General features: G+C 39.3%; 6 protein-coding genes and 4 pseudogenes. 8 read left to right on the top strand and 2 right to left on the bottom strand.

Features of this window, described 5'->3' with window-relative positions; all coding sequences use genetic code 11:
• Positions 1-2: 2 nt before the first annotated feature.
• Positions 3-401, top strand: a pseudogene (locus tag CJ239_RS01235) (hypothetical protein); the annotation flags it as partial.
• A 450-nt stretch (positions 402-851) separates the two neighbouring features.
• The gene (locus CJ239_RS01240; protein WP_102210265.1) at positions 852-12,401 is read left to right on the top strand and encodes a DUF1542 domain-containing protein; all 11,550 of its coding nucleotides are present in this window, start codon (positions 852-854) and stop codon (positions 12,399-12,401) included.
• Positions 12,402-12,647: 246 nt separating this feature from the next.
• Here the strand turns inward: CJ239_RS01240 and CJ239_RS11950 are convergent, their stop codons facing one another.
• Entirely contained in the window at positions 12,648-12,806 is a 159-nt protein-coding gene (locus CJ239_RS11950; RefSeq protein ID WP_257994390.1) for a hypothetical protein, read from the bottom strand.
• A 384-nt stretch (positions 12,807-13,190) separates the two neighbouring features.
• On the opposite strand from CJ239_RS11950, the pseudogene CJ239_RS01245 reads away from it, so the two are divergent.
• From CJ239_RS01245 to CJ239_RS11955, 6 genes and pseudogenes are all read left to right on the top strand, one after another.
• Positions 13,191-13,628: pseudogene (locus CJ239_RS01245) on the top strand (IS30 family transposase); the annotation flags it as partial.
• A 219-nt stretch (positions 13,629-13,847) separates the two neighbouring features.
• Positions 13,848-14,003, top strand: a complete 156-nt coding sequence (locus tag CJ239_RS11845; protein WP_219716962.1) for a hypothetical protein — start codon at positions 13,848-13,850, stop codon at positions 14,001-14,003.
• A gap of 129 nt (positions 14,004-14,132) precedes the next feature.
• Positions 14,133-14,207: pseudogene (locus CJ239_RS01250) on the top strand (CPBP family intramembrane glutamate endopeptidase); the annotation flags it as partial.
• 56 nt (positions 14,208-14,263) lie between these two features.
• Positions 14,264-14,560: a bacteriocin immunity protein gene (locus CJ239_RS01255; RefSeq protein ID WP_180958181.1), complete on the top strand. Its 297-nt coding sequence runs from the start codon at positions 14,264-14,266 to the stop codon at positions 14,558-14,560.
• A gap of 131 nt (positions 14,561-14,691) precedes the next feature.
• Positions 14,692-15,678: a rhodanese-related sulfurtransferase gene (locus CJ239_RS01260; protein ID WP_102210267.1), complete on the top strand. Its 987-nt coding sequence runs from the start codon at positions 14,692-14,694 to the stop codon at positions 15,676-15,678.
• A gap of 59 nt (positions 15,679-15,737) precedes the next feature.
• The gene (locus CJ239_RS11955) at positions 15,738-15,863 is read left to right on the top strand and encodes a hypothetical protein (protein ID WP_256959082.1); all 126 of its coding nucleotides are present in this window, start codon (positions 15,738-15,740) and stop codon (positions 15,861-15,863) included.
• A gap of 24 nt (positions 15,864-15,887) precedes the next feature.
• Here CJ239_RS11955 and CJ239_RS01265 read toward each other — a convergent pair.
• Positions 15,888-16,169, bottom strand: a pseudogene (locus CJ239_RS01265) (DUF6574 domain-containing protein); the annotation flags it as partial.
• Positions 16,170-16,264: the final 95 nt, after the last annotated feature.

The raw sequence follows: 16,264 nt of genomic DNA on the forward strand, positions 1-16,264 counted from the left end.
GACTAAAAAAATACAGAGAAACCAGCAAAGACGAGGTTCGTAAGCCATGGTTGGAGTTTTTTGGGAACAAGCCCTTTACCCAGCAACCAGAACGAGCCATCAGCCAGGCAGACCAACTGCTAGACTATAAGAGCTGGTCCGAGGAGGACAGAAAAATGTTTAGTGAACAACGCAGGCGCGAAGAACAAGCCTTGTTAGCACAGGACTATGCTTTGGAAACAGCTAGGGCATAAGGGATTGAACAAGGTTTAGAACGTGGTATTGAACAGGGACTGGAGCGTGAGAAAGTTGAAGGAAGTTTGTCTATGCTACTAAATCTAGTCCACCAAGGTCTTCTGACTTCTGAGGTTGCGAGTGAGCAATTGGGCATGACTGTCGCTGAGTTTGAGGAGTTGCTATAAAAAGAGAAACAGGCATGTTATCGAACTAGATAGCATGTTTTTATTTGGAATAGATTTTATATTTTGTACGAATGATTTTAGTGTATAGAGATACAAATACACTATTTTCATACTTCAAACCTATTTATTTTACTAAAATTAAAAAATATATCCGCTGTTTTTCCGAACTAGCCTAAATTTTTATATAAGATTGATTGGATAACATCATATATATTTATTTAAAAAAAGTAGAAAAAATTCAATCGAAAATTTTCTGAAAATGCCCTACTTTCCCAAAACGCTTTTTTTTTTTTTTGCAGAAAATTACGGTTAAATTATTTGCATATATATTTAAAATGAGGTAGAATCTTAAATACAGATTTTCATATTAAGTAAAAAGTAGTTGTTTTTGTGAAACGGCTAGTTTTGTGTGAAAATCCAAAATGTACACTTAAAAGGAGATCCAAATTAATGGAAAATAAATCGTCTATGAGTCGCGCTGAGCGTCTACGTCGTGAAAAGGTCACGCGTTATTCGATTCGTAAATATAGCTTTGGAGCGGCTAGTGTAGCAGTCGCTGCTCTTTTCATGTTCTTAGGTAATGGAGCTGTATCAGTTCAAGCGGCTGAAGTTCAGGGAACACAGGTTACTGGAAAGACTGACACACAACTTGAACAAGACGAGTCTAAGCCTGCGACAGAAGTAGCTCCAGCTTTGAACAAAACTCAACTTGAAAGCTACATTTCAGAAATTGAAACAAAACTTGCTAACGGTTCTTATGCTAATAAAACAGATGAATCTGTTGCGGTATTAAAAGCTGATTTAGAAGCTGCAAAAGTTGCATTAGTGAACGCAACAACTCAAGACCAAATTACAAAAGCTTACAACAAACTTGTAAATACAGCTAACGCTGGATTAAGAAACAAACCTGTAGAGAAAAAAGAGACTCCAGTAGTAGACACAACTAACGGACAACCAACTGTAGGTAAAAAAGCAGAAAACACTGAACCAAAATCTGATTCTAATTCAATCGAAAATACAGGTTCTAAAGATCCACGTAACGGAAAAGTGATGGATAAGGATAATACTTTCCGTACTGAAACTTCAAAAACTGTAGGTGATATTACTTACACTACAGAGTTTTCAAATGATACAACAAAAGAAATCTATGTTTATAACAAAGAAGAAGCTAATATTGAATTTAAAATCAACTCAGCAACAAACAAAGTAACATATGTTGAAACAACAAAAGGATCAAGTCAAAAGTTCACAACTGTAGATGATACGACTCTTACAGATGATTATGGTTACTACTTCAAGAAAATCACTACAGAAACAGACACACCACTAACAGTAGCGATGACAGGTCAACCGAATGCTACTATCATGGGGAATAAAAACTATACGAAGACGGAAGCTCAAAACTTCGCTATGGGTGACCGTTATCTTCGTGTAACAGCAAAAGATGGTTCTACAATGTCTGCTGCTGGAAGTGGTGTAAATGCAGAGGGATACTTTAAGATTGTCCTTAAATCTCAAACATACAAATACAGTATCCAACAACCAGAATCAAACGCTGATAAAATTAGTGTTACAGATATTAACAATTTAACTGCGGCAGACATTGAAAAAATTAAAAATCAAATCAATATTGAATATTCTAAGACAAGTGCAGACGCTAGATTTGAATCTAAAAAGGGTGAAGCATTAAAAGATAAAGCATCAGTAGTAAAGAACATTGATATTGCTAATGGAACTATTACTGTAACATATCAAGATGATTCAGTGGATACTGCGGATGTTTCAAGCGTTGCACGTACAAACGAAAAACCAACAGTTGAAATTGAATACTCAGATCCAGCACCTAATAAGAAAGAAGTGTATGTTTACGCATCAGAAGTTAACACATTTGATATTAAAATCAAAGATGATAGCGGAAAGATTGCAAGTGCGGTTCTAAAAAGGGGGAGTAACCAGAGCTTTAAAGATGTAGTAGGAGAAACAGATCAAGTAAACGTGGAGTACGGATTTACTGCGAATAAGATTAGTACTGAAACACCTGCGACAACAGATAGCCCGGCTGTTATTACATACACTGGAACACCTGCAGCAGAAGGGAAATTTACACAAGATAAGTTAGAAGAAGTAACTAGAGGAGAAAACCCACCGGGTATAGCTTTAGGTTGGCGTTTTGTAAATGCTGTCGATAAAGATGGAGCAGATGCTAGAGGTGATGGAGGAACAGCAGCTGATTCAACAGCATTCCGTGTAATGCTTAAACCTCAGACTCAAAAATATGATATTCAAGAAGTTGCAGAAGCAGATAAACTACCAGTAGTAGATGCTTCAAATGTAACAGAAGCAGAATTTAACAAGATTAAAGAAAAAGTAAAATTAGAATACTCTAAAACAAATCCAGACAAGAAGTTGGAATCTAAGCGTGGTCAAGAAGTAACTGATAAAGATGCTAGAATTGACACAATTACAAGAGATGGGAATGATTTAGTAGTAACATATAAAGATGGTTCTGTAGATAGAAAACCATTGACTGATTTTGCCCGTACGAACGTTGCTCCAACAGTATCAATTCCGTATTCAGATCCCGCTCCGAATAAAAAAGAAGTTTATTTATATACTGGAGAAGAAGCAGACGTTGATATTACATTTAACGATGATTCAGGAAAAATTAAATCAGCAGCCCTTAGAAAAGGTGGAAATATTGCCTTAAATAATGTTGGTGGAAATCCAGATCTACAAGATAATGAATGGGGATTCACTGTAACAGCGATTAATTCTGAAACTGCTACACCAGCCAAAATTAAAGTTACTGGACAGGTTTCTGGTATTGCTGAAAGTAGATTGCCAAAAACAGAAAACGACTCATTAGAGCTTGTAACTCGTTTTGCAACAGCAACAGATACAGATGGTGCAGAGATTTCTAATAATGCAGTAAAAAATAAAAATAATGGAGAAATTGTTGGTACATATTTAACTGACCCAGGTGCTGTAACATTCGTATTAAAAGCACAAGCTAAGAAATATGATATCGTTACACCAACAGAAGAAGATAAAGTAGCAGTAGCTGATCCAACAGCAGTAACTGATGAAGAATTTGCTAAAATTAAAGCAAAATTAGAATATTCTAGAACGAATGAAGATAAAAACCTAGAATCTAAACGTGGTGAGGCAGTAGATAATACTGATAACAAAGTTGCTACAATTACTAAAGAAGGTAATAACATTGTTGCAACATATAAAGATGGTTCTAAAGATGTAAGACCATTATCAGATTTCACTAAATTAGATAAACAACCTGCTATCGATGAGGTTAATAAAGCAGCTGAGAAGCAAATTGAGGCTATTAACAATAACCCAGAAGCAACTCAAGAAGAAAAAGATGAAGCAATCAAGAAAGTAAATGCAGATAAAGCTAAAGCTCTTGATGAAATTGCAAAACCTGAAGTTACAACAAAAGATGCTCTTGATAAAGCTCAAAATGCAGGAACTGATGCAATCGCAGCAGATAATCCAGTGGTAGCGAAAAAAGACGCAGCAAAAGCAGATGTTGAAGCAACTCGTAAAGCTAAAGAAGATGCGATTAAAGCAGATACAAATCTAACACAAGCAGAACAAGCAGCAGCTATCGCGAAAAATAATACGGCTGCAGCAGAAGCAACTAAAGCTATTGATGCTGCAACAACAAACGATGCAGTAGATCAAGCTAAAACAGCTGGAACTACAGCGATTGGTAAAGTTAACCCAGTAGCAAAAGAAAATGCTAAAGAAGCAATTGCAAATGCATTAACAGATAAAAATTCTGAAATCGACAAACGTACTGATTTAACAGATGCTGAGAAAACAGCAGCAAAAGCTGAAGCTCAAAAATTAGCAGATGCAGAACTTGCTAAAATTACTGCACAACCAGACAATGCTGACACACCAGAAGCAGCAGCGGCAGCACAAAAAATCGTTAATGATGCTGAAGATAAAGGTGTAGCAGATGTAACATCTGTAAACCCAGTAGCAAAAGAAGCAGCTAAGAAAGCAGTGGCAGCTGAGTTAGCTAAAAAAGAAGAGCAAATCGATGCTCGTACTGATTTGACGAAAGAAGAAAAAGACGCAGCTAAGAAAGAAGCTCAAGATAAAGCTAAAGAAGCAACAGATGCAATTGATGCACAACCATCTATTACTGATTCAGCTGACAAAGCTACAGCAGCCCAAACAGCAGTAGATGGTGCAAAAGATAAAGGTGTAGCAGACGTTAAAGCTGTAGATCCAGTAGCGGCTAAGAAACCAGCAGCTAAGAAAGCAGTTGAAGATGCTCTTAAAGATAAAGTAGCTGCAATTGACGCACGTGAAGACTTAACTCCAGAAGAAAAACAAACAGCTAAAGAAAAAGCAGCAGAAGAAGCTAAGAAAGCAACAGATGCAATCGATGCAGCAACAACAGATGCAGCAGTAGATACAGCTAAAACAGCTGGTACTGGAGAAATTGCGAAAGTAAACCCAGTAGCGAAAACAAAAGCTAAAGATGAAATCGCAAAAGAGTTAGCTGAGAAAGAAAAAGCAATCGATGCACGTACTGACTTAACTGACAAAGAAAAAGCAGCAGCTAAGGAAGACGCAAAAGCGAAAGCAAAAGAAGCAACAGACGCAATTAACGCACAGCCAGATAACGCAGAAACACCAGAAAAAGCAGCAGAAGCCCAAACAGCAGTAGATGATGCAAAAGATAAAGGTGTAGCAGACGTTAAAGCTGTAAACCCAGTAGCGAAAGAAGCAGCTAAGAAAGCAATCGCAGATGAATTAGCTGAGAAAGAAAAAGCAATCGACGGACGTACTGACTTAACTGACGAAGAAAAAGCAGCAGCTAAGAAAGATGCGCAAGATAAAGCTAAGGAAGCAACAGATGCAATCGATGCTCAACCAAGCAACGCAGAAACACCAGAAAAAGCAGCAGCAGCCCAAACAGCAGTAGATGGTGCAAAAGATAAAGGTGTAGCAGATGTTAAAGCTGTAGATCCAGTAGCGGCTAAGAAACCAGCAGCTAAGAAAGCAATCGATGATGCATTAACAGCTAAAAACAATGAAATCGATGCGCGTACGGATTTAACTCCAGAAGAAAAAACTAAAGCGAAAGAAATTGCAAAAGCAAAAGCAGCAGCAGCTAAAGATGCAGTTGATAAAGCAACTACAAACGCAGAAGTTGATAAAGTTAAAACAGATGGAACTACAGCAGTTGAAAACGTAACTCCAGTAGCGAAAGAAGCAGCGAAAACAGCAATTGCAGATGCATTAACAGCTAAAAATAAAGAAATCGATGCTCGCACAGACTTAACTGATGAAGAAAAAACAGCAGCTAAGAAAGAAGCAAAAGATAAAGCTGACGCACAACTAGCTGAAATTGCTAAACAACCAGATGCAGCGGATACACCAGAAGCAGCGAAAACAGCACAAGATGCAGTGGATGCGGCTAAGAAAACAGGTGTAGCTGATGTTACAGCTGTAAATCCAGCAGCAGTTAAGAAAACGGAAGCTAAACAAGCAATCGACGATGCATTGACAGCTAAAAACAATGCTATTGATGCTCGTACAGACTTGACAGATGCAGAGAAAAAAGCAGCAAAAGATAAAGCAGCGGAAGCAGCTAAGAAAGCTAAAGAAGCAATTGATGTAGCAACAACAGATGCAGCAGTAGATACAGCGAAAACAGCTGGATTAGATGAAATTGCGAAAGTGAATCCAGTAGCTAAAGAAGCAGCTAAGAAAGCAGTGGCAGACGAATTAGCTAAGAAAGAAGCAGAAATTGATGCGCGTACAGACTTAACTGACGCAGAAAAAGCTGCAGCTAAGAAAGATGCTCAAGCCAAAGCTAAATCAGCAACAGATGTAATTAACGCACAACCAGACAATGCAGAAACACCAGAAGCAGCAACAGCAGCTCAAACTGCGGTTGATAATGCAAAAGATAAGGGTGTAGCGGATGTTAAATCTGTAAATCCAGTAGCGAAAGAAGCAGCTAAGAAAGCAGTAGCGGATGAATTAGCTAAGAAAGAAGCAGAAATCGATGCCCGTACTGATTTAACGAAAGAAGAAAAAGACGCGGCTAAGAAAGATGCTCAAGATAAGGCTAAATCAGCAACAGATGCAATTAATGCACAACCAGACAATGCAGATACACCAGAAAAAGCAGCTGAAGCTCAAAAAGCAGTAGATACAGCTAAGAAAACAGGTGTAGATGAAGTTGCGGCTGTGAATCCAGAAGCAGTAACGAAACCAGTAGCTAAGAAAGCAATCGATGATAAATTAGCTGAACAATTAAAAGCAATCGAAAACACTCCAGATGCTACAGATGAAGAGAAGAAAGTTGCAGCAGATGCAGCTAAGGCTCTAGCTGAAGAAGCTAAGAAAGCAATCGATAAAGCTGGAACAGATGCTGAAGTTAAGCAACTTCAAGACGAAGCTAAGAAAGAAATCGAAAAATCTGTACCTGTTGTAGAAGATAAACCAAACGCTCGTAAAGCAATTGATGATGAAGCAACAGCTAAAAAAGCAGCAATTGATGCTCGCGACGACTTGACTCCTAAAGCTAAAGAAGATCTTAAAGCTCAAGTAGATAAGATTGCAGAACAAGCTAAAAAATCTGTAGATGCAGCTAAAACAGCAGAAGCTGTCAATGGAATTGAAGAGTCAGATAAAGCGGCTATTAAAGCTGTAGGTGAAGTGAATATTCCAGCTGATAAAGTTCTTGTAAATGATCCAAGTGCTTTAACAGATGCAGAAAAAGCTAAGGTCTTAGAAGCAGTTAAGAAAGTAAATCCAGATGCTAAAGAAATTACTCAAGATGCAGATGGAAATATTACTGTTACAACTCCAGATGGTCATCAGGAAATCATCACTCCTGAGCAAGTAGTGAAAACTGCTGATACAGCAAATGATCCAAAAGCAGGAAACGACGTAGTTAAACCAGCTGATAAAGTAGTTGTAAATGATCCAGCTAAGTTGACAGATGCTGAGAAGGAGAAAATTAAAGCAGCAGTTGAAGCTGTAAATCCAAACTCTGTAGTAACAGTAGATGAAAAAGGAAATGCTAAAGTTTCAACTCCAGATGGTCAAACACAAGTGATTCCTGTAGAAGAATTAGTACGTACTGTTGAAGATACTAAGAAACCAAACGCAGGCAATGACATCGTTAAACCAGCGGATAAGACAGTAGTAGCAAATCCAGATGCGTTAACTCCAGAAGAGAAGAAAGCCATCGAAGATAAGGTTAAAGCTGTTAACCCAGGTTCAACTGTAGTAGTGGACGATAAAGGAAATGCGACAGTCACAACGCCAGAAGGTAAGACAGCGGTAATCCCAGCAACAGACTTGACTAAGTCAGCAGCGGATGCAGCTAAACCAAACGCAGGCAATGATATCGTTAAACCAGCGGATAAGACAGTAGTAGCGAATCCAGATGCGTTAACTCCAGAAGAGAAGAAAGCGATCGAGGATAAGGTTAAAGCAGTAAATCCAGGAGCGACTGTAGTCGTAGACGATAAAGGCAACGCCACAGTTACAACTCCAGAAGGTAAGACAGCTGTTATCCCATCAACAGACTTAGTTAAATCACCAGAAGATGCAACTAAACCAAACGCAGGCAATGACATCGTTAAACCAGCGGACAAAACTGTAGTTGCTAACCCAGACAAACTTACAGACGCTGAGAAGACAGCGATCGAAGATAAGGTTAAAGCAGTCAACCCAGGTTCAACTGTAGTCGTAGATGATAAAGGAAACGCCACAGTCACAACTCCAGCAGGTAAGACAGCCGTAATTCCAGCTTCTGACTTAACAAAATCAGCAGCGGATGCAGCTAAACCAAACGCAGGCAATGATATCGTTAAACCAGCGGATAAGACAGTAGTAGCAAATCCAGATGCGTTAACTCCAGAAGAGAAGAAAGCAATCGAAGATAAGGTTAAAGCTGTTAACCCAGGTTCAACTGTAGTAGTGGACGATAAAGGAAACGCCACAGTCACAACGCCAGCAGGTAAGACAGCTGTTATCCCATCAACAGACTTGACTAAGTCAGCAGCGGATGCAGCTAAACCAAACGCAGGCAATGATATCGTTAAACCAGCGGATAAAACTGTAGTAGCTAACCCAGACAAACTTACAGACGCTGAGAAGAAAGCCATCGAAGATAAGGTTAAAGCAGTCAACCCAGGTTCAACTGTAGTAGTGGACGATAAAGGCAACGCGACAGTTACAACTCCAGCAGGTAAGACAGCCGTAATTCCAGCTTCTGACTTAACAAAATCAGCAGCGAATGCAGCTAAACCAAACGCAGGCAATGATATCGTTAAACCAGCGGATAAGACAGTAGTAGCAAATCCAGATGCGTTAACTCCAGAAGAGAAGAAAGCAATCGAAGATAAGGTTAAAGCTGTTAACTCAGGTTCAACTGTAGTCGTAGACGATAAAGGCAACGCGACAGTTACAACTCCAGCAGGCAAGACAGCAGTAATTCCAGTGTCAGACTTGACTAAGTCAGCAGCAGACGCAGCTAAACCAAACGCAGGAGATGACATCGTTAAACCAGCGGATAAGACAGTAGTAGCAAATCCAGACAAACTTACAGACGCTGAGAAGAAAGCGATCGAAGATAAGGTTAAAGCCGTTAACCCAGGTTCAACTGTAGTAGTGGACGATGAAGGAAACGCCACAGTCACAACTCCAGAAGGTAAGACAGCGGTAATCCCAGCGTCAGACTTGACTAAGTCAGCAGCAGACGCAGCTAAACCAAACGCAGGCAATGACATCGTTAAACCAGCGGATAAAACTGTAGTAGCTAACCCAGACAAACTTACAGACGCTGAGAAGAAAGCCATCGAAGATAAGGTTAAAGCTGTTAACTCAGGTTCAACTGTAGTCGTAGACGATAAAGGAAATGCGACAGTCACGACTCTAGCAGGTAAGACAGCAGTAATTCCAGCAACAGACTTGACTAAGTCAGCAGCGGATGCAGCCAAACCAAATGCAGGAGATGACATCGTTAAACCAGCGGATAAGACAGTAGTAGCAAATCCAGATGCGTTAACTCCAGAAGAGAAGAAAGCCATCGAAGATAAGGTTAAAGCAGTCAATCCAGGAGCTACTGTAGTAGTGGACGATAAAGGAAATGCGACAGTTACAACTCCAGCAGGTAAGACAGCCGTAATCCCATCAACAGACTTGACTAAATCAGAAGCGGATGCAGCTAAACCAAACGCAGGCAATGACATCGTTAAACCAGCGGATAAAACTGTAGTAACTAACCCAGACAAACTTACAGACGCTGATAAGACAGCGATCGAAGATAAGGTTAAAGCAGTCAACCCAGGTTCAACTGTAGTCGTAGATGATAAAGGAAACGCCACAGTCACAACTCCAGAAGGTAAGACAGCCGTAATCCCATCAACAGACTTGACTAAGTCAGCAGCGGATGCAGCTAAACCAAATGCAGGCAATGACATCGTTAAACCAGCGGATAAGACAGTAGTAGCTAACCCAGACAAACTTACAGACGCTGAGAAGAAAGCGATTGAAGATAAGGTTAAAGCAGTAAATCCAGGTTCAACTGTAGTAGTGGACGATAAAGGCAACGCCACAGTTACAACTCCAGAAGGTAAGACAGCCGTAATCCCATCAACAGACTTGACTAAGTCAGAAGCGGATGCAGCTAAACCAAACGCAGGCAATGACATCGTTAAACCAGCGGATAAGACAGTAGTAGCAAATCCAGATGCGTTAACTCCAGAAGAGAAGAAAGCGATCGAAGATAAGGTTAAAGCAGTAAATCCAGGAGCTACTGTAGTAGTGGACGATAAAGGCAATGCGACAGTCACAACTCCAGCAGGTAAGACAGCTGTTATCCCATCAACAGACTTGACTAAGTCATCATCAGATGCAGCTAAACCAAACGCAGGCAATGATATCGTTAAACCAGCGGATAAGACAGTAGTAGCAAATCCAGATGCGTTAACTCCAGAAGAGAAGAAAGCGATCGAGGATAAGGTTAAAGCAGTAAATCCGGGAGCGACTGTAGTCGTAGACGATAAAGGCAATGCGACAGTTACAACTCCAGCAGGTAAGACAGCTGTAATTCCAGCAACAGACTTAGTTAAATCACCAGAAGATGCAACTAAACCAAACGCAGGCAATGACATCGTTAAACCAGCGGATAAGACAGTAGTAGCAAATCCAGATGCGTTAACTCCAGAAGAGAAGAAAGCCATTGAGGATAAGGTTAAAGCAGTAAATCCAGGATCGACTGTAGTAGTGGACGATAAAGGCAATGCGACAGTTACAACTCCAGCAGGTAAGACAGCGGTAATCCCAGCAACAGACTTGACTAAGTCAGCAGCAGATGAAGCTAAACCAAACGCAGGAAATGCAGTAAACACACCAGCAGCTAAGGTAGAAGTTAAAGATCCAGCTAACTTAACAGATGCTGAGAAGAAAGCCATCGAAGACAAAGTTAAAGCAGTCAACCCAGGATCTAAAGTTGTAGTAGACGATAAAGGAAACGCCACAGTCACAACGCCAGAAGGAAATACAGCAGTAATTCCAGCAGCAGACGTAACTAAGTCAGCAGCAGATGCAGGTAAAGCAAATGCAGGAAATGCAGTAAACACACCAGCATCTAAGGTAGAAGTTAAAGATCCAGCTAACTTAACAGATACTGAGAAAAAAGCGATCGAAGACAAAGTTAAAGCAGTCAACCCAGGATCTAAAGTTGTAGTAGACGATAAAGGAAACGCTACAGTCACAACCCCAGAAGGTAAAACAGCAACAATTCCAGCAACAGACTTAACTAAGTCAGCATCAGACGCAGGTAAAGAAAATGCAGGAAATGGAGCAAATACACCAGCAACTAAGACAGTAGTAAAAGATCCAGCTAACTTAACAGATGAAGAAAAAGCAAAAGTTAAGAAAGCAGTAGAGGATGTAAACCCAGGATCAACTGTAGTAGTAAATGATAAAGGTGATGTAATCGTTACTAAAGGTGATGGAACAGTATTAGTAATCCCAGAACTTGACTTAGTAATTCCAGAAGATAAATTAACTGATCCAACTCAACAAAATGGTGTAAACACACCAGCAACTAGAGTGTTAGTTGGAGATAAAGCTAAATTAACAGCTGATGAAATTGAAAAAGTTAAAGAATCAATTAAAGCAGTCAACCCAGGATCTAAAGTTGTAGTAGACGAAAATGGAAATGCGACAGTCACAACACCAGAAGGTAAGACAGCAACAATTCCAGTAGCTCAATTAGTTAAAGATGCTAAAGATGTTGCAGCTAAGAACAATGGTGAAAACATCAACCTTGACTTCGAAAAAGAAACAGTAGCAGACCTCAATAACTTAACAGATGTAGAAAAAGAAGCTGCAAAAGCTAAGATTAAAGGAGCAAATGCTAATGTAGTAGAAGTTATCTTTGACAGAGCAGGAAATGCAACTGTAATTACTAAAGATGGTAAAGTTTACACAATCGTAGCTAAAGATATCTTCAAACAACGTCCTTATGTACCATCAAATGGTGGAGGAAATAACGGAGCTACTAACACTGACGCAAAAGTGGATAAAGCTAAGTTAGAAGGCGCTATTCGTCAATTAGATGAATTAATCATCAAAGAATCAGCTAATCTTGATGCAGAAACTGCAAAAGAAGCGAATGACTTGTTAGTAGACGCTAAGAAAGTATTTGCTAATGCAGACGCAAGTCAAGCAGAAGTGGATGCAATGGTTAAACGTATCGAAGACTTCATGGCGAAAGTTGCTCTATCAACTGATCATGCAACTCCAGCTACAACTCAAGCAGCAGCAAATACTAGTCAAACAGCATCAGCACAAGCAAATACACGTACAGTGGCTAAAGAATTGCCAAATACGGGTACAGCAGATTCTGTAGTATCTATGGTAGCAGCTGCCGCAAGTGCAGTACTTGGTCTTGGTCTTGCAGGCCGTCGTCGTAAAGAAGACGAAGAAGCTTAATTGATAGATTGTTTGATAAAGATCAGATGATAAATCCGATTTTCAAAGCTTAAGCAAGTACCTCTCATAAGAAAGAGCCTGAGACAAAATAGTTCTCAACCACAAAAAAGCTAGAGATTTCCAATTGCGAAACTCTAGCTTTTTAATTTTGAGTTGTTCTCTTATTGTATAGTAGATTGGAATAAGATCTGAACAAATCAATTAGGAAAGTCAAATTATACTCTTCGAAAATCTCTTCAAACCACGTCAGCTTCGCCTTGACGTATATATGTTACTGACTTCGTCAGTTTTATCTGCAACCTCAAAGCCGTGCTTTGAGCTGACTTCGTCAGTTCCATCTACAACCTCAAAACAGTGTTTTGAGCAGCCTACGGCTAGCTTCCTAGTTTGCTCTTTAATTTTCATTGAGTATTAATCTCTAGAAATGTTTTAGTAATAGTGGTGTACTATTCTAGGTTCTATATATTATGTTTTAGGAGGTTATTGGCCATAAGTACCAATCCCATGTCAATTCTCACTTGGCGCTTACCTCTCAGATTATATCTCTTGTAACCCAAACAATCCTTTATCTGTTGAGTATGATAGGTATATCGAACACCATCAGTGTCTTCTATCAAGGTAGTTATTATACTTTTCAGAAATCAAACAGTAGCTCACATCAATTTTTCCTTGCTAAAGATTTGTTATTGATGTTGTAAGTCTGATTTATACTTGTAAATGAACTCTTTTAGTTGGTTAGGAAAGGTTCTTTAGTTTGTTGCTTTATTTTTATTTAGTATAAAAGGTTGATGCATTTTACTATATACTTTGCTTGGTGATAGAAGAAGTAGACATTAAATTATCCGATTGATTCCAAATAAAAGCGTTGAGTCGGTCAATCAGACTTTAAAACTCATCTTAAAACAGCATCAAATTCGGTAGATAAGGGAACAGAATTCAACCGCTTGTCTGATGTGTTTTCTAAGGAACACATCTATTATGCGCACCCCTATGTCTCTTGGGAAAGGGGAACTAATGAGAATCACAATAAGCTCATTCGTAGATGGTTACCTAAAGGAACTAAGAAAACGACTCCTAAAGAAGTTGCATTCATCGAAAATTGCTTCAACAACTATCTGAAAAAATGATTGGCATACAAGTTTTCCGAAGAATTTCTGGTTGTTAGTTAACTTGGAATTGAGTGTTTCTCGTGAAACATTCTATTTCTATACCTTTTTCGAGTTATAGGTGACTCAGTTCTATAAAATCAAGGGGAACGATAGATTAAAAGAAATTATTTTGCTTGACTATTGGAGGGATTATGGTACATTTAAAATGAATAAAACAGGGAATAGAGGCTGAAAAGCTGTTATCTATGCGTTCTTGGGTTGTTTCTGTCAAATTTGGAAAAGTTGCTATCGGCATATACACATTCCTAAAAAAGAAACGTTAGTAGAATTGGTAGGTATGATTTTAGGAAGTTTTGATTTTACAGATGATCATACTCATGATTTTTGCATGGATAGTGTTGTTTGGAGCGATGAGGATTTTTATTATGTCAGTTTTATTGTGGGAAGATTTACTTTGTTTTCTCCTGAAATTGAGTTTTTGTCCAGCCTCTAAACAAAAATTTAAGTTCAGTCTAGATAGGCCTAGTATTTCAAGGAGATGGTTTATTGTGGCTTGCTAGATTAGTTGCTAAATCGGTAGTTAAGATTAAGTTTTATTTTTTAAAACTTTAATTCTGCTTGTGCGTCTTATGTTATCAATAATATTGTAGCGACCTTGCCATTTCTGCTGACTTTTTTACATAGGGTGTTTGGGTAAAATATTAGCATGAGAGCTAGGAAGGAACGTTTTTCAATTTAAGGAGGTAAATGAGTATGACACCATTAAAGTGGTTTGCTGGAGGAAGAGAAAGGCGTTGTGAAGCGATGGCGATCATTGACTATCTACTGGAAGATATAAAGGATGTGCCTCAACTGACTCTCTTGAAAAATCTGTTAGTGAGTTATAAAAGACGATTAGAGGACGATGGGACCTCTACTCCATTTATATTGAGCCAAATGAATGTTGACATCTCACGTGTGTTGATTGATAATAAGTTGATTTTGTCAGAAAATCAAGCCGAGCAAATAAAAAAGTTGAGAGAATTATCTGCTATTCGCTATGGCTACTGATGAAGTGCAGGGACAGGACACCTTCTAAAATTTCCAGTCAAATAAATTGCATTCGTTTTCTTAAGCAGGTATACTGGTATAGTCAGATGAAAAATTCTGAAAATTTAAGAATAGAAAAGAGAACAAATCTTATGGCAAAAGATATTCGTGTCTTACTTTACTACCTTTATACTCCAATTGAAAATGCAGAGCAATTTGCTGCAGACCACTTGGCTTTCTGTAAATCAATCGGTCTTAAAGGCCGTATCCTAGTCGCTGACGAGGGAATTAACGGAACAGTTTCAGGTGACTACGAAACAACTCAAAAATATATGGACTACGTTCATAGCCTCCCAGGAATGGAAGACCTCTGGTTCAAGATTGACGAAGAAAATGAACAAGCCTTCAAGAAGATGTTTGTTCGCTACAAGAAAGAAATTGTCCACCTTGGTTTGGAAGACAACGACTTTGACAACGACATCAACCCACTTGAAACAACAGGTGCTTACTTGTCTCCAAAAGAGTTCAAAGAAGCCCTTCTTGACGAAGATACCGTTGTCCTTGACACACGTAACGATTATGAGTACGACCTAGGACATTTCCGTGGGGCTATCCGCCCAGACATCCGCAACTTCCGTGAGTTGCCACAATGGGTTCGTGACAACAAGGAAAAATTCATGGACAAGCGCGTCGTGGTTTACTGTACAGGTGGTGTTCGCTGTGAGAAATTCTCAGGTTGGATGGTCCGTGAAGGCTACAAAGATGTTGGCCAATTGCACGGAGGAATCGCAACTTACGGTAAAGACCCAGAAGTTCAAGGTGAGCTTTGGGATGGGAAAATGTACGTCTTTGACGAGCGTATCGCCGTAGATGTTAACCATGTCAACCCAACCATCGTAGGGAAAGACTGGTTTGATGGAACACCATGTGAACGTTATGTCAACTGTGGAAATCCATTCTGTAACCGTCGTATCTTGACATCAGAAGAAAATGAAGACAAGTACCTTCGTGGATGCTCACACGAGTGCCGTGTTCACCCACGTAACCGCTATGTTTCAGAAAATGAATTGACACAAGCTGAAGTTGTCGAGCGCTTAGCCGCTATCGGTGAAAGCTTGGAACAAGCAGCTACTGTATAAGTTCAAACAGTCCTTAGGGGCTGTTTTTCTATGCTTTTTACTCAAAAATCTAATACTCAATGAAAATCAAAGAGCAAACTAGGAAGCTAGCCGCAGGCTGCTCAAAACACTGTTTTGAGGTTGTAGATGAAACTGACGAAGTCAGGAACATATATCTACGGCAAGGCGAAGCTGACGCGGTTTGAAGAGATTTTCGAAGAGTATAAAGTTTAAAGAAAGGCCAAGATACGAAGATAATCTCCAATCAGTGCCACTTCAGCTACAAAGAAGAGGAGGATAATGACTCCATTCACAAGGACAGACAAGAATAATTGATAGAAGGAGTCGGCTTCACTTGTTTGACTTGGCCTTGTAATGATATGGAGACTAGCAAGCAGAATGATTCCAATGCTAATCACACACAAGAGGGCTGTAAATCGTAGGCTATCAAAGAAGGCAAAGAAACTAGCAATGGCAGTGAGGATGATTGGAATTGCCAAGGTGTAGTAATAGTTGAACTGAAATTTATGTCATAACACAAAGATAGTTATATATATTTCAAATATTGCTTATCTCTATAGAAAATAGTAAAATATATACAGGGAAT

This window comes from Streptococcus sp. UMB0029, assembly GCF_002871495.1.
In the GTDB taxonomy this organism is placed as follows: Bacteria; Bacillota; Bacilli; order Lactobacillales; family Streptococcaceae; genus Streptococcus.